General features: G+C 73.1%; 14 protein-coding genes. 6 read left to right on the forward strand and 8 right to left on the reverse strand.

Features of this window, described 5'->3' with window-relative positions:
- Positions 1–12: 12 nt before the first annotated feature.
- Together KME80_RS27005 and KME80_RS27010 are read left to right on the forward strand one after the other, a co-directional pair.
- Positions 13–2,955: a zinc metalloprotease gene (locus KME80_RS27005; RefSeq protein WP_219509066.1), complete on the forward strand. Its 2,943-nt coding sequence runs from the start codon at positions 13–15 to the stop codon at positions 2,953–2,955.
- 48 nt (positions 2,956–3,003) lie between these two features.
- Entirely contained in the window at positions 3,004–3,729 is a 726-nt protein-coding gene (locus KME80_RS27010; protein ID WP_219509067.1) for a hypothetical protein, read from the forward strand.
- Between the two features lie 5 nt (positions 3,730–3,734).
- Here KME80_RS27010 and KME80_RS27015 read toward each other — a convergent pair whose 3' ends face one another.
- Genes KME80_RS27015 through KME80_RS27035 form a run of 5 tightly spaced genes read right to left on the reverse strand, consistent with a single transcriptional unit; the run spans position 3,735 to position 10,309 of the window.
- Positions 3,735–6,350: a family 78 glycoside hydrolase catalytic domain gene (locus tag KME80_RS27015; RefSeq protein WP_219509068.1), complete on the reverse strand. Its 2,616-nt coding sequence runs from the start codon at positions 6,348–6,350 to the stop codon at positions 3,735–3,737.
- Positions 6,347–7,336, reverse strand: a complete 990-nt coding sequence (locus KME80_RS27020; RefSeq protein WP_219509069.1) for a serine hydrolase domain-containing protein — start codon at positions 7,334–7,336, stop codon at positions 6,347–6,349. Before KME80_RS27020 ends, KME80_RS27015 begins: the two co-directional genes overlap by 4 nt.
- Positions 7,333–8,163, reverse strand: a complete 831-nt coding sequence (locus KME80_RS27025; protein ID WP_219509070.1) for a carbohydrate ABC transporter permease — start codon at positions 8,161–8,163, stop codon at positions 7,333–7,335. The genes KME80_RS27020 and KME80_RS27025 overlap by 4 nt, the downstream gene beginning before the upstream one ends.
- Complete coding sequence (locus KME80_RS27030) at positions 8,160–9,011, reverse strand: carbohydrate ABC transporter permease (RefSeq protein WP_246645848.1); 852 nt, start codon at positions 9,009–9,011, stop codon at positions 8,160–8,162. Before KME80_RS27030 ends, KME80_RS27025 begins: the two co-directional genes overlap by 4 nt.
- Positions 9,012–9,019: 8 nt before the next feature.
- Positions 9,020–10,309, reverse strand: a complete 1,290-nt coding sequence (locus KME80_RS27035; protein WP_219509072.1) for an ABC transporter substrate-binding protein — start codon at positions 10,307–10,309, stop codon at positions 9,020–9,022.
- A gap of 163 nt (positions 10,310–10,472) precedes the next feature.
- Between KME80_RS27035 and KME80_RS27040 the strand changes: the two genes are divergently transcribed.
- The 4 genes from KME80_RS27040 (at position 10,473) to KME80_RS27055 (ending at position 15,745) form a co-directional block, all read left to right on the forward strand.
- Positions 10,473–11,483 carry a LacI family DNA-binding transcriptional regulator gene (locus KME80_RS27040; protein ID WP_219509073.1) on the forward strand — a complete coding sequence of 337 codons (1,011 nt, stop codon included), beginning with the start codon at positions 10,473–10,475 and terminating at the stop codon, positions 11,481–11,483.
- 69 nt (positions 11,484–11,552) lie between these two features.
- A complete protein-coding gene (locus KME80_RS27045) occupies positions 11,553–13,124 on the forward strand; it encodes a hypothetical protein (protein ID WP_219509074.1) in 1,572 nt (523 codons plus the stop codon).
- Between the two features lie 120 nt (positions 13,125–13,244).
- The gene (locus KME80_RS27050; RefSeq protein ID WP_219509075.1) at positions 13,245–14,108 is read left to right on the forward strand and encodes a poly(ethylene terephthalate) hydrolase family protein; all 864 of its coding nucleotides are present in this window, start codon (positions 13,245–13,247) and stop codon (positions 14,106–14,108) included.
- Between the two features lie 56 nt (positions 14,109–14,164).
- A complete protein-coding gene (locus KME80_RS27055; protein ID WP_219509076.1) occupies positions 14,165–15,745 on the forward strand; it encodes an AMP-binding protein in 1,581 nt (526 codons plus the stop codon).
- Between the two features lie 31 nt (positions 15,746–15,776).
- On the opposite strand, the gene KME80_RS27060 is transcribed toward KME80_RS27055, so the two are convergent.
- The 3 genes from KME80_RS27060 to KME80_RS27070 form a co-directional block, all read right to left on the reverse strand.
- Positions 15,777–16,340: a TetR/AcrR family transcriptional regulator gene (locus KME80_RS27060; protein WP_219509077.1), complete on the reverse strand. Its 564-nt coding sequence runs from the start codon at positions 16,338–16,340 to the stop codon at positions 15,777–15,779.
- Positions 16,327–17,757, reverse strand: coding sequence for an FAD-dependent monooxygenase (locus tag KME80_RS27065; RefSeq protein ID WP_219509078.1), 1,431 nt, complete (start codon positions 17,755–17,757; stop codon positions 16,327–16,329). The genes KME80_RS27060 and KME80_RS27065 overlap by 14 nt, the downstream gene beginning before the upstream one ends.
- A gap of 62 nt (positions 17,758–17,819) precedes the next feature.
- A complete protein-coding gene (locus tag KME80_RS27070) occupies positions 17,820–18,587 on the reverse strand; it encodes a MerR family transcriptional regulator (RefSeq protein WP_219509079.1) in 768 nt (255 codons plus the stop codon).
- Positions 18,588–18,610: the final 23 nt, after the last annotated feature.

Consider the following 18,610-nt stretch of genomic DNA (forward strand, 5'->3'; position numbering starts at 1 on the left):
AGGAGCAGCCGTATGCGACCACCTCCAGGAGCCACCCGCACCCGGCGCCCGCGGGCGTCCGCCGTGCTCGCGGCCGTCCTGCTCGCGGCCGCCGCCCTGGCCGGCCTGTCGCCCGTCACCCCCGCGGCTCCGGCGCACGCCGACGCCGGCCAGGTGTGCCGGGTGACGTTCTCCGTCACCACGGGCGGGGACGGGCTGCGCGACGACTCCACCGAGACCGTGACCCTGGGCGGCCAGGCGTTCCTCTTCGAGGACTGGAACGGCGACGGCGCCGAGGACACCCCGCCCGAGCGGTTCCACCTGGGCGGCACCGGCGACCTCGCGCACACCACGTTCACCTGGCACGCCCACCTGTCGCCGTGCGTGCCCGCCGACGCGCTGCTCGACGGCTTCACCTTCCACCACCTGTCCACGGCGCCCGACCTGAACGCGGACAACTGGGACCTGAAGGCCCTCAGGATCGTCGACCGCGACAGCGGCGCCGTCTACGCCGACCGCCCCGCCTCGGCCGAGCTGCTCCACCGCTTCTACAAGAACACCGACCAGACCTGGAACACCAGGGAGGGCCTGCCGGACGCGGACACCGACGGCGACGGCCTGACCGACCGCGTCGAGCTGCGGGGCATCCCGCGTCCCGACGGCACCCGCGACACCTGGCTGCCCGAGCACGGCGCCGACCCCTGCCGCAGGACGATCGCCGTGGAGATCGACTGGCTCGACGACGGCACGGACTCCGACCGGCCCACGCCCGGCGCCCTGGCGGAGGCGCGGCACATGTTCGACAGCGCGCCGGTCAGCCCCGCCGGGGCCTGCCCGTACGGTCCCGTGTCCAGGACGGGCATCCAGCTGCTGATCGACGAGTCGACCGCCATCGCGGTGACGCCGCAGGAGCGCAGGCGCTACCTGTTCGCCGAGGAGCCGGACGGGCGCACCGTCTTCGAGCACCACCGCGACGGCAACTTCCCCGCCGCCCGCCAGGGGTTCTTCTTCTACTCCCTGTGGGGCTACCAGTACAGCGACAACCACAGCGGCGGCCACTCGCACGCGGGCGGGAGACGTACCGACTTCATCGTCACGCTGGGATCGTGGGGCGACGTCACCGACCGCGAGCGGAGCGCGCTGTTCGTCCACGAGCTGGGGCACGCGCTCGGGCTCGCCCACGGCGGCGGTGACGGCGTCAACCACAAGCCGAACTACCTGTCCGTCATGAACTACGCCTACGGGCTCATCGGCGTGCCCGACTACAGCGCCTGGCAGGCGGCCGTCGGCGGCATGGGCGACGCCGACGCCGACGTCTGGAGCGACCGCGTCCGCGCGGTGAGCTCGATCGACTACTCGCGGGAGAAGCTCACGGACCTCCAGCAGTCGAAGCTGGTTGAGAGCAGGGGAGTCGGGGCCTCGACCGACCTGCTGGTCACCTGGCTCGACCCCCGCCTGGTCCAGCGGGTCGCCGACGCCTCCCGGGGGATCGACTGGGACTGGAGCTCCGGCGGCGCCGCCGACCCCGACCCGTCGCACGAGGTCGGCGTGAGCCTGCTGAGCTGGAGCCAGGTGTGCGTCTCACCGGAGGACCCCGCCGGCACGCGGCCCGGCCTGGAGACCACGCCGCACGACCTCGACCGGCGCTACGGCAACCTGATCGTCACCGGGAACGACGACGAGTGCTCGACCATGGCGGAGCCCGGCGACACGCAGGTCCGCGACCCGGGCTTCCGCTACCCGGGCAAGGACGAGACGCTGAGCGGCTTCGACGACTGGGACGCCATCACCTTCCCCATCGGGGTGTCGCCCGACGCCGGCGCTCCCTCCCCGCAGCCGCAGGAGCCCGAGCTGACCGAGAAGGAGGGCAGGCGCCTTGTCGCCCGCCTCGTCGACGCGATGGTCGCCGCCGCCGCCCCGGCGCCGTCGGCCACGCCCCGCTGGGGTTACGCGTACATGGACCAGGCGAGCGCGCCGCTGGGCGCGGACACGGCGCTGAACCCCGCCTACCAGTGGACCACCGGCAGGCTCGACCCCGCCACCGCGGGCCGGCGGGCGAGCGTGAGACGCACCGGGACCGGGGACTACGAGGTACGCCTGCCGGACGTCGCCTCGCAGACCGGCGTCGCCCACGCCACCGCCTACCGCACGCACTACCGGGGCCGCGTCTGCTCGGTGGCCGGTCAGCAGCCCGCCGGGCCCGACGAGGTGATCCGGGTGCGCTGCTTCGACCAGACCGGAGCCCCGGTGGACTGGTGGTTCACCGTGTTCTTCGCCGCGCCCGCCGCCGGTGACACCCCCTACGCCACCGTCCGCTACGACGCGCCCGGCGGCGCCGGTGACCTCGCCCCCGCGCGCAACGACGGCACGTTCAACTCGGCCGGCCTGGTCAACCACGTGCGCCACGAGGGGACCGGCCGCTACACGGCGGTGCTCAAGGGCGCGCCGTACGCCGCCGACAAGGGATACCTCCAGGTGGGCGCGTACGGGACGGGAACGCCCGCGCGCTGCCACGCGGAAGGCACCGCGCCCGCCGGGGACGGCCTGGAGGTGAGCGTCGGCTGCTACGCGATCGGCGCGGACGCCACGCCCCGCCGGATCGACTCCCCGTGGGTCCTGTCCTACACGCAGGACGCCGGGCTGCACCGGGACGCCTCGACGCCCGCCGCCTACGTCACGACCACGGGCGACCCGGAGAACCCCGGGATCGACGCCCGCCGCTCCCACAGCACGAGCGCCGAGACCCCGGCGGTCACCCGCCTCTCGGCAGGCTGGTACCGGATCGCGTACACGGGTATCGGCAAGCCGGGCGACAGCGCCCAGGTGTCGTCCCGGAGCGCGGGCCGCTACTGCCATCTCGGGAACGTCAACGCCCACAGCGCGCCCCCCGCGCTCCTGATGGACGTCTACTGTCACTCCGGGGCGGGCACCCTGGCCGACGCCCACTTCGGCGTCGCCTACCTCAGGGCGCCCTGACCGGGAGCCCCGTCCCACAGCCGCGCGCCGCGACGGAAGGAACGCGTGTTGACCAGTTCGGAAACGGCCGGCCCGCCCGCCCGGACCCGTGAGGCCGTGCTGTTCACCGGGCTCGGCCTCGTCGCGGACACGGCCGCCGTCGCGCAACTGGCGGTCAGCGGCTCGGTGACGGGCATCCTCGTCACCGGCCTGCTGGCCGCCCTGCTCGGGTTCGTCCTGCTGCTGCGGCGGCTCGGCAGCGCCCTGCGCGTCGCCGACCTGCTGGTGGCCGTGCTGATCGCCGTCGGGGCCGGGACGGCGGGCGCCGCCTTCGACCGCCTCCTGACAGCGCCCGAAGCCTCCGCCGCCATCCCCGCCGTCACCCCAGCGTCCTCGGCCGGCGGCGAGGACGTCACCGTCCCGGCGACCCCGTCACCCTCCACGACGGCGACCGGCGAGGGCGAGGTCACGCTCGCCGACAACGACTACCTCGACCTGGAGAGCGGCGTCGTCAGCGAGGCGAATGCCACCGCCGACATCGTCTACAACGCCCCGTACACCGACCTCTGGACCAAGGGGGGCGGCGAGCTGCGGATCACCCCCTTCGACGGGACCCCCACGAAGGCCGCGTGCGCGGCGCGGCTCCAGCGCCGCCACTACGGCAGCGTCGACGCCGAGAAGGGCGCCTGGTACTGCCTGGAGACCACCGAGCGGAACGTCGCCGCGGTGCGGGTCACGGACGTCTCCCGGCCCGACGGCAGCGTCACCGTGTCCTACCTCGTCTGGAAGCCCTGACGCCGTCACGAGCCCAGGTCGTCCCACTCCTGGAGCAGGTGGGCCGTGGCCGCCGAGGGAGCCGTGAACGACCAGCGGCCCGGCGGCAGGCTCAGCGCGCACCCCCCGCCGGCCAGCCTGGTGACCGGCAGCTGCTCGTTCAGGCCCATGAGGAAGGTGCCGTTCACGGTCATCCCGTCCCACGCGCCGCGTACGGGCAGCACCGCGCGGGCGCTCACGCCCTCCGGGACGGCGAAGGTGAACTGGACCCCGCCGGGCCCGGCCCGCCAGCCCGACTCGACGGTTCCCGAGGCGCTCGCGTAGCGGGCGTGCGCCTGGCGCAGCAGCGGGACCGGGCCGGGGCGCAGCAGCAGCTCGCCGAAGCCGCCGCCCGTCCCGCGCGGGTCGTCGCCCAGGCCCGCCACGTGCCGGAACATCCAGTCGCCCACGCAGCCGTAGGCGTAGTGGTTGAAGGAGTTCATCGCCGGCGTCTGCAGGCCGTGGCGGTGGTGCCAGGCGTCCCAGCGCTCCCACATGGTCGTCGCCCCGGCGCGGAGCTGGTAGCGCCAGGACGGGTAGCCCTCCTGGTTGAAGATCCGGCACGCCAGGTCGTGGTGTCCGGTCTCCGACAGCACCGGCAGCAGCAGCGGGGTGCCGACGAAGCCCGTCATCAGCCGGTGCCCGTCGGCGCGGACCAGCTCGGCCAGCGCCCGCGCCGACGCGGCCCGGTCCTCCGGCGCGACCAGGTCCCAGGCGAGGGCGACGGCGTAGCCGGTCTGCGTCTCGGTGCGCAGCCTCGGCCCGTCGAGGAAGGCCCGCCGGAACGCGCCGGACACGCGGGCGGACGCCTCGGCGTACTCCGCCGCGTGCGGCTCGCCGAGCACGCCGGCCGCGTGCGCGATCAGGCGGAGGCTGCGGGCGAGCGCGGCGGTGGCGATGAGGTTCCTGGGCGTCTCGACCGTGCCGGGGGCCAGCCAGTCGCCCAGCGCCCGGCCCGGCCGGACGCCGTCCTCGGCCTGGGCCAGGCAGTAGGCGGCCCAGCGCCGCATCGGGTCGTACGCGCGGCGCAGCGTGCGGTCGTCGCCGTAGCGCCGCCACAGCAGCCACGGCACCTCGACCAGCGCGTCCGACCACACGGGGGAGTCGTAGCCGTACTCCGGCAGGACCGGCGCGACGTGCGGGACCGCGCCGTCGGCCCGCTGCCCGTCGATCAGCGACGTCACCCACCCGGACAGGAACGCCTGCGTGTGCCGCAGGAAGCTGAGCGTCGAGCCGAACACCGAGATGTCGGCCGTCCAGCCGGTCCGCTCGTCGCGCTGCGGGCAGTCGGTCGGCACGCCCACCAGGTTGCCGTCCGCCGACGCGCCGATGTTGGCGACGAGCTGCCGGACGGCCGGATCGCTCACGGTCAGCGAGCCGGTGACGGCCATCGCCGACGACAGCAGCACCGCCTCCAGGTCGTCCGGCGTCAGCGCGCCGGGAAAGCCGGTGATCTCGGCGTAGCGGAACCCGTGCAGCGTGAACGCGGGCTCCACCTCGTGCCGGCCGGGCCCGAGCAGGAACTCGTCGCACTGGTCCGCGGTGCGCAGGTTGTCGGTGTAGAGCCGCCCGGTCGCGGTCAGCTCCTCCCCGTGCCGCACCACGATCCGCACCGGGCCCGGCGCGTCGACGCGCAGCCGGACGCGCCCGACGACGTTGCGCCCGAAGTCGGCCACCTGGACGCCCGGCGCGGGCTCGGTCACGCACACGGCGGGCACCGTGCCGATCACCCGCACCGGGGGAGCGGGGTCGGCCTCCACGAGGACCCCCGGGACGCCCACCGGCTCAGCCGCCCCGCCCTGGGGGAACGGGGTCTGCACGGTCTCGCCCATGATCAGGTCGGCGCGCGGGCGGCCGAGGTCGTGCCGGGTCCAGGCCGCGCCCGTCGCGCACACCCGCCGGACCCCGGCGCCGTCCCGCACGAGCACCTGGGCGCTGACGGCCGGCCGGTCGCCGTAGCGGCCCGGCCCGCCGCCGGCCACGTGACCCGCGTACCAGCCGGGCGCCAGCCACAGCTCCAGCTCGTTCTCACCCGGCACGAGCAGCCGCGTGAGCTCCAGCAGCCGGTAGCGGACCCGGTGACCGTAGTCGGTCCAGCCGGGGGCCAGCTCCTCCTCGCCCAGCCGCACCCCGTTGAGCAGCGCCCGGTAGACGCCCAGCGCGGTGGCGGCCAGCCAGACGCGCCCGGGCCGCGAGGTGAACGACCCGCGCAGGCTCACCGCCGCCCGCGGATCGCCCGCCAGCCACGGGGCGTCCCACCCGCCGCCCGCCCGCAGGCCCGTCGTGAACGCGCCGGCTGCGTGCCCGTCCACACTCCACGTGTACGGCGTCAGCGGCGCCAGCAGGTCGTCCGGCACGTCCACCAGGTGCGACCCGGCCGGGACGGACGACCGCCACACCTCGCGCCCTTCGGCGCGCAGCGTCACGGCGGCCTCCTCGGCGAGCCGGGCGTTCCACGACAGCCGGGGCGACGGCTCGTCCACGCCCACGGGATCGGCCAGACCGCACGTCAGGCCCGCCTGCGGGCCGGGCGGGACCGGACGGATGAGCGGCGCCTGCGCGCCCGAGACCTGCGCGCCGAGCACCCCCGATTCCCCGTTCACGCATCGAGCCCGGTGGTGAAGGCGTTGTGCAGGCCGTCGACGTCGACGCCGGACAGGCTCGGCGCCATCACGTTGATCAGCAGCACGAAGCACGCGTCCTGCTCCGGGTACATCCACCACTGGCAGCCCGAGGCGCCGCCGTGCCCGTACAGCCGCCGTTCGAGCAGGCCGGGAGCCGAGTGGCGCAGGTTCCAGGTGAGGCCCCAGTCCTGCCCGGCGTTGACCGGGTCGGGCTGCAGCTTGACCAGGCCCGTCGTCTGCGGGGTCGTCATCGCGGCCAGGGTGGTCGGGTGGATCAGCGCGCGGTCGCCGCGCAGCAGCGCCCCGCCGAGCGCCAGCAGGTCCTCGGCGCGGGAGAACAGCGCCCCGGCCGGGTGGCGGAGCCGGACGAACGCGTCGAGGTCGAAGCCGGGCCCGAGCAGCTCGACGCCGTGGACCTCGGCCGGGTCGCAGGCCGGGTCGAACGTGATGCGCCCGCCGCCCGGCACCAGCGCGTTCAGGTCGGAGTCGACGACGCCGGCCACGTCGCGGCCGGTGACGTCGCGGATCATCTCCGCGATCCCGGCGAAGGCCAGGTTGGAGTAGTGGCTGAGCGTGCCCGCCTCGAACAGCGCCGGCGCGGTGACCAGGTGCTCCACCAGGTCGTCGGGGGTGAGCGTCTGCTCGGCGATGCCGGCGGTGTGGGTGAGCAGGTGCCACAGGGTCACGTCGGGCCGCGCGAAGCCCGGCAGCACGTCCCGCAGCGGGCGGCGCAGCGACAGCAGCCCGCGCTCGACCTGGCGCAGCGCGGCCAGCCCCACCAGCGGCTTGGTCACGGAGAAGAGCGCGAAGTGGTCGTCGGTCCTGGTCGCGCGGCCGTCGTGCGTGCCGAACGCCTCCAGCACCTGGATGCCGCCGGAGGTGGCGGCGCCGAACACCGCGCACGGCAGCCGCCCCCCGTCGATCTCGCGTCTGACCCAGTCGAGCGCGATGTCGTGCGTGGTCATCCCTTGAGAGCACCTTCCGTGAGACCGGCCAGGACGCGCTTCTGCGCGGCGACGTACACCGCCACGAGGGGCAGCGTGGTGAGCAGGACGTGGGCGAAGACGAGGTTCCAGTTCAGGCTCTGCAGGGTGCCGGAGGCGAACTGGAACAGGCTGAGCGGCAGCGTGGCGTTCGCGCTGCCCTGGAGCAGGAAGAGGGCGAAGAAGAAGTCGTTCCAGACGCTGATGACGAGGATCACGCCGCCGACGAACAGCACCGGCCGCAGCAGGGGCAGCAGGATGCGGACGAAGACCTGCGGGCGGGAGGCGCCGTCGATGGCGGCGGCGTGCTCCAGGTCGGGCGGGAACGCCCGGACGAACCCGGTCGCCAGGAAGACCACGATGCCCACGCGGCAGCCGGTCATCGTCAGGACGTAGCCGAGCGAGCCGCCGTCCAGCGACAGGGCGCGCAGCAGGTAGACGGTCGGGATGATCGACGGCGGCAGCAGGATCGACAGGCCCATGACGAAGTAGGCCGCCTGCAGCCAGCGCGACCGGCTGCGCCCGAACGCCCAGGCCGCCGCCGCGCCGAGCAGCACCACGGCCGCCACGATCGGCACGCTCACCTTGAGGCTGTTGAGCAGCCCCGTCAGGTAGGCGCCCCGGTCGAGCACGATGCCGTAGTTCTCGGCGACCGCCCACGTGCGGGGCAGCCCGAGGCCCAGCTCGGCGGCCTCGCCCGCGGGCTTGAACGAGTTGACGACCACGAGCCACACGGGCACGATCACCCACGGGATCGCGAACAGCGTCAGCGCCGCGTACTTGAGCGCCTGCCTGAAGGCGGGCCTCATCCCGTCACCTCCCTGCGCCGCAGCCACCACACGAGGGGCACGGCGGTCGCGATCACCAGCAGCGTCACGGTGAAGCCCAGCGCGCTCGCGGTGCCGAAGAAGCCCTGACCCCACTGCTGGCGCATCACCACGTTCAGCGCCCGCGTGTGGTCGCCGGGCCCGCCGCCGGTGGTGGCGGCGATCACGTCGTACGCGCTCAGCGCGCCCACCAGCGTGACCGCCACGTTGAACGTCAGCGCCGGGGCGAGCATCGGGAACACCACCCGGCGGAACCGCGTCCACGCCCCGGCCCCGTCGACGGTCGCCGACTCCAGCAGCGACTTCGGGATCGAGTTGAGCCCCGCGATGTAGACGAGCGTGATCAGCCCGCTCCACTTCCACGCGTCGATGAACGCGACCACCACCAGCGCGGTGGCCGGTTCGCCCAGCCACGCCCACTCGATGCCGAGGAAGGAGTTGACCGCCCCGTCGGGGGCGAGCAGCCCGCGCCAGATGTAGCCGGCGGCCAGCGGCGAGATGAGCGTCGGCAGGAAGAACGCCGAGCGGAAGACGGTGTTGACCCGGCCGGTCCGCTGGAGGGCCAGCGCCAGCGAGAGGCTGACGGCGTTCTGGATGGCCATGCACAGGATCGCGTACAGCACGGTCACGGTGACCGCGTTGGCCAGCAGGTCCTGGTCGATCAGCGTGCGGACGTTGTCCAGCCCGTTCCAGGTGATCTCGGCGCGGAAGCTCGTCCACGAGGAGAACGCGAACCGGACGTTGAGCAGGAACGGGGCGACGAAGAAGACCGCGACCAGCACGATCGCGGGCAGCGCCCACGGCAGCCAGGCCGCCCTGGCCCGCGTCATGTCCCGCATCACCATCCGGGCAGCCCCGCCGCCTTGGCCGCCTGCTCGACCTGGCCCTGGAGCTGGGTGGCGGCCTTCTGCGGGTCCTTCTGACCGGCGATCAGCTCGGACATGAGCTGCGCCAGCCCGCCCATGCCGGGGATGTCGGAGTTGAAGGCGATGACCGCGCCGGTGTCGTACGCCTTCTTGACGTCCTGGAGCACGGATGGGACGCCCTGCGGGCCGGGCACGTCCTTGAGCACGGGGAAGGTCTTGGACGCGGCGATGTACTCGGCGTAGGCCGGGCCGGTCATGAAGCGCACGAAGTCGAGCGCCGCCTTCTCACGCGCCGGATCGCCGGTCTTGGGCAGGTAGAACGTGCCGATCGGGCCGGGCGCGTAGGTGACGAGCGGCTTGTCGCTCGACAGCCCGGCGAAGCCGACGGACTCGTCCACGATCTTCTGGTCGCCGCCCGCCGCCGCGAGGAGCGCCGGGAGCATGTCGGAGTGCTGGGCGACCATGGCCGCCTTCCCCGTGACGAGGGCCTTCATCGAGTCCTCGAACTTGGCGGTGACGATGTCCTTGTTGAAGCAGCCGTCGGCCTGCAGCTTGGCGTAGGCGCTCAGCCCGGCGACGAAGGGCGAGCCCGCGTCGGCCAGCGTGCTGGTGTGGCTCGCGATGGCCTTGCCGTACGCGTTGCCCTGGTTGGCGCCGGCCAGGTAGAGGATGGGCAGGATCTGCACCGGCCAGATCGACCCGCCCGACTCGAAGACCGGCGTGACCCCGGCGGCCTTGAGCCCGGTGCAGGCGGCGGACAGCTCGGCGAAGGTGGTGGGCGGGGTCAGCCCGGCCTCGGCGAAGACCTTCTTGTTGTAGTAGAGGCCGAACACCTGGGGGAAGCCGGTGATGGCGGCGTAGACCTTGCCGTTCACGGCCCCGGCGGCCTGGTAGAGGTCCCCGGACCTGGCGATGTACGCCTCGCCGGTCAGCTCGCGCAGGTTCTCGGCCGGGTTGAGGGCCAGCAGGCCGCTCACCGTCGCGTGATACTCCAGGATGTCCGGGCGCTCGCCGGTGGCCCACTTGGTCTGGGTGGTGTCCTCGAAGCCGTCGGACGGGATCGACACGAGCTCGATCGTGTGGCCGGACTGCTTCTCGAACTTCTCGTACATCTCCAGCAGCGCCGCCGGGTCCGCGCTGTTGTGCCAGAGGGTCAGCTTCACCTGACCGGTCCCCTCCGGGGCGGACGACCCGCAGCCGGAGACGGACAGGGCGAGGACGGCGCCGATCGCCGCGCCGAGCAGACGGGATGGTGCTCTCACGCCCGTGCTCCTGTTCACATAGGGGGGTTGGTTGTGTAGAACGTTCTCCATTGTTAGGGCACAAGATAATCGCCCGTCAAGAGGTAGACCTGAGCATCGATCCGAGTTAGCCTCCTCCCTCAGAAAGATCGTGTAGTTCGTTCTACGAGAGAAAGGACGGCGTGTGCCGAGCGGACGGGTGACGATCGCCGACGTGGCCAGGCGGGCCGGAGTGTCCACGGCGGCCGTGTCCAAGGTGGTGCGCGGCGCCTACGGCGTGAGCGCGGAGATGCAGGCCAGGGTGTCGCAGGCCATCGACGAGCTGGGCTACCGCCCGCACGCCGCGGCCCGCGCCCTGCGCGGACGCACCTACACGCTCGGCGTCATGCTCTCCGACACCCGTAACCCGTTCTTCCCCGACATCATCGAGGGCGTCACCGGGCACCTGAGCGACACCCAGTACCAGGTGCTGCTCGGCCCCGGCGGGATCGAGCCCAGGACGCAGGCCCGGATGACCGACGCCATGATCGACCGGAGCATGGACGGGCTCATCCTGATCTCCCCGGTCATGACGGACGCCGAGCTCACCGCCATCGCTACGGCCGTCCCCGTCGTCGTGGTGGGGCGGCACGGCGGCTCCGCCGCCTACGGCGCGGTCGTCGACGACGACGTCATGGGGGCCAGGCTCGTGGTCGACCACCTGGTCGGGCTCGGGCACACCCGGATCGCGCACATCACCCACCTGGAGCGCGCCCGTGCCCAGGGGCTCCCGCACACGGTACGCGCCGAGGGCTACCGCCAGGCGATGCGCGCCCACGGGCTGGCCGACGACGTGCTGGCGACCTCCTTCACCGAGGAGGGCGGCTACGAGGGCGCGCGGCAACTGCTCGCCCGCGCCGACCGGCCCACCGCGATCTTCGCCGGGGCCGACATCGCGGCGCTCGGCGTGCTGCGCGCCGCCGACGAGGCGGGCCTGTCGGTGCCGGAGGACCTGTCGGTCGCCGGCTACGACAACATCGGCATCGCCTCGCTCAAGCGCATCTCGCTCACCAGCGTCGACCAGGACGGGCAGGCCATCGGGGCGATCGCCGCGCAACTGCTCGTCGAACGCATCGAGGGCCGGACCCGGTCGGTGACCTCGTCGGTCTCGCCGACGCTGATCGTCCGGGGCACCACAGGCCCGCCCCGCCACTGAGAACGCCCGGCCGCGCATCGGGGGACTGTCGCGGACCACGTATTAAAACGTTTCGTTGGAAGGACCCCCGTGAGACGACTCGCCCTGCTCGCCCTTCTCCTCCCCCTGATCACACCAGCCCTGCCGGCCGCCGCCCAGGCGGCCACCCTGACCTGCCCCGTCCGCGTCGACCCCGCCGCGTTCGCCACCGAGGCCCGCCTGGGCGAGCTGGCCGAGCAGCAGGAGACGTTCGGCCCCAGGCCGACCGGCTCCACCGCGCACGCCGGCTACATCGACTGGCTGGAGGACGAGCTGGCGGCCGTCCCCGGCCTCCAGCTCTCCTCCCTGCCCTACGCCATCGACCGCTGGGACAGCCTCGGCGCCGCCCTGACCGTCGGCGGCACGCCGGTGCAGGTGGCGGCCCCGGTGCCGTTCTCCGCCGCCGCCGGCGTCACGGCGCCGCTCGTCCACCTGCCCGCCGGCACGGGCATCACCGCGGCCAACGCCGCCGGGAAGATCGTCGTCCGGGACCTGCCGTGGACCAACGTGCCGAACCTGCTCTTCTATCCGCCCACGCTCGGCTACTCCATGTACGACCCCGGCCTCACGATCAACATGCTCGGCTCGGAGTCGATGGAGGCCCCGGCCGCGGCCGACGCCGACCTGAAGGCCGCCGCCGCCGCGGGCGCGCTGGGCGTGATCGAGATCAGCACGCTCCCGCACGCCCAGATCGAGGGCATGTACGCGCCCTACGAGGGCCTGCCGTACGGCGTGCCCGGCGTGTACGTCGGCGCCGACCAGGGCAAGCAGATCAAGGACGCGCTGGCCGCCGGGCAGCAGGTCCAGGCCGCGCTCACCGTGAACGCCGCCTGGACGCCGACGACCACCCGCACCCTGTTCGCGACGCTCCCCGGCGGCGCCGCGCAGAAGATCGTCGTCGAGAGCCACACCGACGGCATGAGCCCGGTGTGGGACAACGGCCCGCTCACCATGATCGAGATGGCCCGCTACCTGGCGTCGCTGCCGGTGGCGTGCCGCCCGCGCACGGTGCAGTTCGCCTTCGTCACCGGTCACCTCTACCAGCACCTGACCGGCCCGGACGTGCGCGAGGGCGGCGCGGGCCGGCTCGCCGCCCAGCTCGACGCCGAGTACGACCAGGGCGGGGTCTCCTCCGTCGTCGTCCTGGAGCACCTGGGCGCCCGGCGCTACGACGCGGTCGCCAGGCCGGGCGGCCTGCCGGGCCGCCAGCTCGTCGCCGACCCCGCGCTCACCGAGCTGCTGCTGGTCCCCGTCAGCGAGAGCACCCCGCTGCGCGAGCTGGTCAGGGGCCACATCGAGCACTGGGACGTACGGCGCACCGCGATCCTCAAGGGCCTGTCGGCGGCCGACCTCACCAAGGTGCCGCGTCACTGCTCCTTCGGCGGCGAGGGCACCCCGTACAACCAGCACCTGCTGCCCGTGATCGCGCCCATCGCGGCGCCGAAGACGCTGTTCTCGCCGAAGTTCGGGGCCGAGGCGATCGACCTGGCGGTCATGCGCAAGGCGTCGCTCGCCTTCACCGACGTCGTGCTCGACCTCGGCCCGATGGCGCAGTCCGCCGTCGCGGGCGACGTGACCGCCATGCGCCAGCAGCGCGCCTCCGGCACCCCCGGCTGCGCCTGACCACCGCCGTCTATCCAACGGCACGCCCACCGGCACGGCCGCGCGGAGCCCGCGCACCGTGCCGGTGCTTCCCCCCACCCCAGGAGACGCCCGCGTCTCCGGACCACCCGTGAGGTGCCCATGAAGAACATCACCCGTCGCCAGGCCCTGCGCGCAGGGACGCTCGGCCTCCTGCCGGCCGCGTTCCTGGCGTCGGCCGCCGAGAGCGCCGCCGCCGCCTCCGCCACCATCGAGTCGGCCTACCAGGCGACCGGCCCGTGGCCGGTCACCACCGGAACCTCCGGCGGCCACCGCCTGTACCACCCCGCCACCCTGGGCGCGGGCGGCGTCACCCACCCGATCGTCACCTGGGGCAACGGCTCGTGGGCCACCCCCGACAACTACCCGGGACTGCTCAACCACCTCGCCTCATGGGGCTTCGCGGTGATCGCCTCCACCGACACGACCACCGGCACCGGCGCCGAGATCCTGGCCGCCGCCCAGCACCTCGCCGCCCTCGGCGACGACCCCGCCAGCGTCTTCCACGGCAAGCTGGACGCCACCCGGATCGCCGCCGTCGGCCACTCCCAGGGCGCGGGCGGCTCGATCAACGCGGCCAACGACTCCGCCGGGCTGATCACGACCGTCGTGCCGATCGCCGTGCCCGCGCAGTGGATGGCGAGCCCCGGGGACGAGTTCTCCGTCGCCGACCTGACCTGCCCGGCGCTCTTCCTCAGCGGCGCGAACGACTGGCTGATCTCCTCGGCCGCGACCGTGCGCGGCTACTACGACCAGGCCACCGCCGGGGCGGGGATGGCGCTGCTCAAGGGCGCGGGACACAACGACATCCAGAACACCGGCGGCGCCTTCCTCGGCTACGTGACCGCCTGGCTGCGCTATCGCCTCATGGGCGACACGCAGGCCCGAGGGGCGTTCGCCGGAGCCGCCCCCGAGCTGACGGCCAATGCCGCCTGGCAGAACCAGGCCCTCAAGAACCTCGTCTAGCTGGTCACCCGGCCACCCCGTGGTCTTCAATGAATGCACCGATCGGAGGTTTTGACATGTGGTCCTATTCGAGCGCGGTCGCGCCGGCCCCGCTGCTGGGCGAGACCATCGGCGACAACTTCGAACGGACCGTCCGGCGCTTCGGCGACCGCGAGGCCCTCGTCGACGTGCCCACCGGCCGCCGCTGGACGTACGCGGAGCTCGACGCCGACGTGAACCGGCTCGCCCGCGCGCTCCTGGCCGCCGGCATCGCCAAGGGCGACCGGGTCGGCATCTGGGCGCCCAACTGCGCCGAGTGGGTGATCGTCCAGTACGCCACCGCGAAGATCGGCGCGATCCTGGTCAACGTCAACCCCGCCTACCGCGCCCACGAGCTCGACTTCGTCGTCAGGCAGTCGGGGATGCGCCTGCTGTTCAGCGCGCGCACGCACAAGGGCAGCGACTACCGGGCGATGATCGAGGAGATCGGCTTCTCCGGCGTCGTCTACCTCGGCGAGCCCGGCCCGCTGGAGGCGCTCGCCCCCGAGGAGGCGCTGCGCGAGCGCATGGCCGCACTCAGTCCCGACGACCCGATCAACATCCAGTACACCTCGGGCACGACGGGCTTCCCCAAGGGCGCCACGCTCTCGCACCACAACATCCTCAACAACGGCTACTTCGTCGGCGAGGGCATCGGCTACACCGAGCACGACCGGGTCTGCCTGCCGGTGCCCTTCTACCACTGCTTCGGCATGGTGATGGGCAACCTGGGCGCCACCTCCCACGGCGCCTGCGTCGTCATCCCGGCGCCCGGCTTCGACCCGGAGGCGACGCTGCGCGCCGTCCAGCAGGAGCGGTGCACCTCCCTGTACGGGGTGCCGACCATGTTCATCGCCGAGCTCGCCCTCGCGGGACGCTTCGACCTGTCCAGCCTGCGCACCGGCATCATGGCGGGCTCGCCCTGCCCCGTCGAGGTGATGAAGCGCGTCGTCACCGAGATGAACATGGCCGAGGTCGCCATCTGCTACGGCATGACCGAGACCTCGCCCGTCTCCACCATGACCAGGTCCGACGACGACCTGCGACGCCGCACCGAGACCGTCGGGCAGGTGATGCCGCACGTCGAGGTCAAGATCACGCACCCGGAGACCGGGCTGACCGTGCCGCGCGGCGAGCCGGGCGAGCTGTGCACGCGCGGCTACTCGGTGATGCTCGGCTACTGGAACGAGCCGGAGCTCACCGCCCAGGCCATCGACGCCGCCCGCTGGATGCACACCGGCGACCTGGCCACCATGGACGCCGACGGCTATGTCAACGTGGTCGGCCGGATCAAGGACATGGTCATCAGGGGCGGGGAGAACGTCTACCCGCGCGAGATCGAGGAGTTCCTTCACCATCATCCCGGCATCGCCGACGTGCAGGTGATCGGCGTGCCTGACGAGAAGTACGGGGAGGAGCTGATGGCCTGGATCGTCATGCGGGAGGGGAGCGAGCCGCTGACCGCGGCGGCCGTGCGCGAGTTCTGCGCGGGCAGGCTCGCCCACTACAAGATCCCGCGCTACGTCCACGTCGTCGACGGCTTCCCGATGACGGTCACCGGCAAGATCCGCAAGGTCGAGATGCGGGAGGAGAGCGTCCGCCTGCTCGGCCTTACGTGATCTACAACGTAAAGGCCGTCGGCGGGAGCGATCAGCCGGTCCGGGCCAGGAGAGCCCGCACGGCGGTGCGGATCGGCTCGCTCGGGGACTCGGGCACGCCGGTGGTGAGGGCGGTGAACAGGATGCCGAGCACGCTCATCTCCAGGAGCATGGCCTCGTCCTGGCCGATGTCGATCCCGGCGGCGCGGCACTGGCGGACGAGGAGATCGCTCCGGCTGTGCAGGGCGCCGGTCAGCACGCGCCGCAGCCGGGGGTTCCTGGTGCTCTCCAGGTGCAGCTCGAACAGGGCGAGCGGGTCGTGCCGGTCGCTCAGCATCGTGGTCAGGACGCCGACCAGCGCCTCCTCCAGGTCGGCCGGCGAGATCGGCCGGACGGTGTAGGAGTCCACGCGTTCGCCGAGCCGGTGGGTGATGCGCTCGATGACCCCGTCGAGCAGCGCGTCGCGGGTGCGGAAGTAGCGCGAGGCGGTGCCGGCCGGCACGGCGGCGGCGGTGTCGACGGCTCGGTGGGTCAGCCCGCGTGACCCCTGCTCGGCCAGCACGGTGATGGCCGCGTCGGCCAGGTGGTCGCGGCGCTGGGGGTTAGGCGGTGGCATGGTTTCCTTCCCTGGTGGGGTGGCCGGCCGGACCGCACCATTTCACCAGAGCCGCTTCGACGCCGGTGTGGTCCCCGGCCCAGGCCACGTACCCGTCGGGGCGGATCAGCGTCGCCTCGGGCCTGGTGCTGATCAGGGGCCTGGCGTGCCGGACGCGGGTGCGCCACGGGGCTGGGACGCCGTGGTCGGAGAGCAGGACGAAGGCGCCGGCGCGCAGCACCTCGTACAGGCGGCCCGTGTGGGTCGGGCCGTCGGCGGCGCGGCGGCCGGCCAGCGGGTGGGCGTCCGGCTCGCGGGGCGGGTAGGCGAACTCCAGGCCGGACAGCCTGCCGAGGATGCGGCGGCGGCCGGGCGCGGTGCGGAGCAGGGTCGCCATGACGCGGCGGTTGATCTCCAGGCGCGCTCGTGAGCCGCTGAGCACCAGCCCGGTGAGGTGGTCGGTCATGGCCAGGACGGCGGAGCCGACGGGGTGCCGCTCGGCGTGGTAGGTGTCGAGCAGCCAGGGCGGGGCCCAGCCGTGCAGGGTGGCGGCGAGCTTCCAGCCCAGGTTGGCGGCGTCCTGGATGCCGGTGTTCATGCCCTGGCCGCCGATGGGGGAGTTGACGTGGGCGGCGTCCCCGGCCAGGAACACGCGCCCTGATCGGTAGCTGCGGGCCTGGCGGCGTTCGGCGGTGAAGCGGGAGAACCAGCGCGGCTCGCTCATGCCGTAGTCGGTGCCGGCGATGTGGTGGAAGGCTTCGCGGATCCGGGCGAAGCCGGCGTCCTTCTCCTCTTCGCGCAGCCAGGCGCCGACCCGGTACCAGCCGTCGCCGAAGGGGAGGGTCACCACCACGCCCTGCGTGCCGACCTGCGTGATGGGTGGCGGCTCGGCGGCGGGGATGCGGACGTCGGCCAGCAGCATGGGCAGGCTGTAGGCCGCGCCGGCGAAGCCCACGCCGGCCAGGTCGCGGACCGTGCTGTGGGCGCCGTCGGCGCCGATGACGTACCGGGCCTCCAGCTCGTCCCCGTCCTTGAGCGTCAGCCGTACCGAGTCGGCGTCCTGGGTCAGGCCGGTCACCTGCGCGTCGCGGCGGATCCGTACGCCGAGCTCGGCGGCCCGGCCCTGAAGGAGCTTCTCGGTGCCGTTCTGGGGGACGAGCAGCAGCATTGGGTAGCGCGTGCCGAGCCGTCCGAAGTCGACCCGTGAGGCGTAGGCGGGGTGCACCGTCCTGAGCGGGTTCCCCGCCTGGACGAGGGCGTCGCCCAGGCCGCGGGCGTCGAGCAGTTCCAGGGCCCGGGCGTGCAGGCCGAAGGCGCGGGTGACGCTGGACGCGCTGCCGCGCTTGTCCACGATCGTGCAGGACACGCCCGCCAGCGCGAGCTCGCAGGCGGCCATCAGCCCGGTGGGGCCGGCTCCCACGATGACGACGTCGTGCATGGCTCGACTCCATTCGCTACATCTGTATCGCTACATTTATAGCGCATGGCGGACCGGCCGCGTCAACGCAGGCGTTCGAGCCTGGTCCAGCCCGTCCAGCCGCGCTGCCTCAGGAGCTCGATCAGCCGCCGCGCCGGCGGCACCGTCGCGAACGCCAGCGTGTCCATCAGCGCGGCGAGCGGCAGCTCGATGCCGGTGTCGTCGACGTAGTCCTCGCCGCGCTCGTCGGCCAGCCGCGTGAGGTAGGCGGCCAGCCTGTCCGCCAGCCCGGCCAGCAGCGGGTCGTCGTCGGCCCGGTCCAGCGCCTGGCTCAGGGTGAGGAGGAAGTCGACGAACCGCGGGTCGCCGAGCTGCTCCCGTTTGCGCGCCATCCACTCCGGCACCCGCCCGGGGGAGTGGGCCGCCAAGGGGATCCAGCCCTCGCGCTCGGCCTGGACGATCCGCTCGTCGACCCCGAGCTCCCGCAGCCGGTCCAGATACGCGACCACCTCCGGGGGCAGCACCAGCAGTTCTCCGGCGGCCAGGCGGGCGATCCGCTCGCGATGCCGCTGCCGCTCGCGGATCTCCGCCCGCAGCCTCCGGTCGATGTCCGCGATCGCCGCGGCGAACTCCTCCTCGCCGGCCCGCAGCAGCTCTCGCACCCGTGCCAGCGGGACCCCGGCCTCGGCCAGGGTCCGGATCCTGATCAGCTCGACCACGGCGCCGCCGTCGTACCTGCGGTAGCCGGACTGGTCCCGTTCCGGCTCGGGCAGCAGCCCCTTGGCGTGGTAGTGCCGCACCGCGCGGACCGTCACTCCCGCGTACGACGCCAGTTCGCCGATGGTCAGCATCAGAGCACTCTCCAGGAATCGCT

The organism is Nonomuraea ceibae (assembly GCF_019396325.1).
GTDB lineage: Bacteria > Actinomycetota > Actinomycetes > Streptosporangiales > Streptosporangiaceae > Nonomuraea > Nonomuraea ceibae.

Bases quoted from the DNA above. Each gene is read 5' to 3' on its own strand.
- KME80_RS27070 (WP_219509079.1), bottom strand. From the start codon at position 18,587: ATGCTGACCATCGGCGAACTGGCGTCGTACGCGGGAGTGACGGTCCGC.
- KME80_RS27060 (WP_219509077.1), bottom strand. From the start codon at position 16,340: ATGCCACCGCCTAACCCCCAGCGCCGCGACCACCTGGCCGACGCGGCC.
- KME80_RS27030 (WP_246645848.1), bottom strand. From the start codon at position 9,011: ATGACGCGGGCCAGGGCGGCCTGGCTGCCGTGGGCGCTGCCCGCGATC.
- KME80_RS27050 (WP_219509075.1), top strand. From the start codon at position 13,245: ATGAAGAACATCACCCGTCGCCAGGCCCTGCGCGCAGGGACGCTCGGC.
- KME80_RS27065 (WP_219509078.1), bottom strand. From the start codon at position 17,757: ATGCACGACGTCGTCATCGTGGGAGCCGGCCCCACCGGGCTGATGGCC.
- KME80_RS27025 (WP_219509070.1), bottom strand. From the start codon at position 8,163: ATGAGGCCCGCCTTCAGGCAGGCGCTCAAGTACGCGGCGCTGACGCTG.
- KME80_RS27055 (WP_219509076.1), top strand. From the start codon at position 14,165: ATGTGGTCCTATTCGAGCGCGGTCGCGCCGGCCCCGCTGCTGGGCGAG.
- KME80_RS27020 (WP_219509069.1), bottom strand. From the start codon at position 7,336: ATGACCACGCACGACATCGCGCTCGACTGGGTCAGACGCGAGATCGAC.
- KME80_RS27005 (WP_219509066.1), top strand. From the start codon at position 13: ATGCGACCACCTCCAGGAGCCACCCGCACCCGGCGCCCGCGGGCGTCC.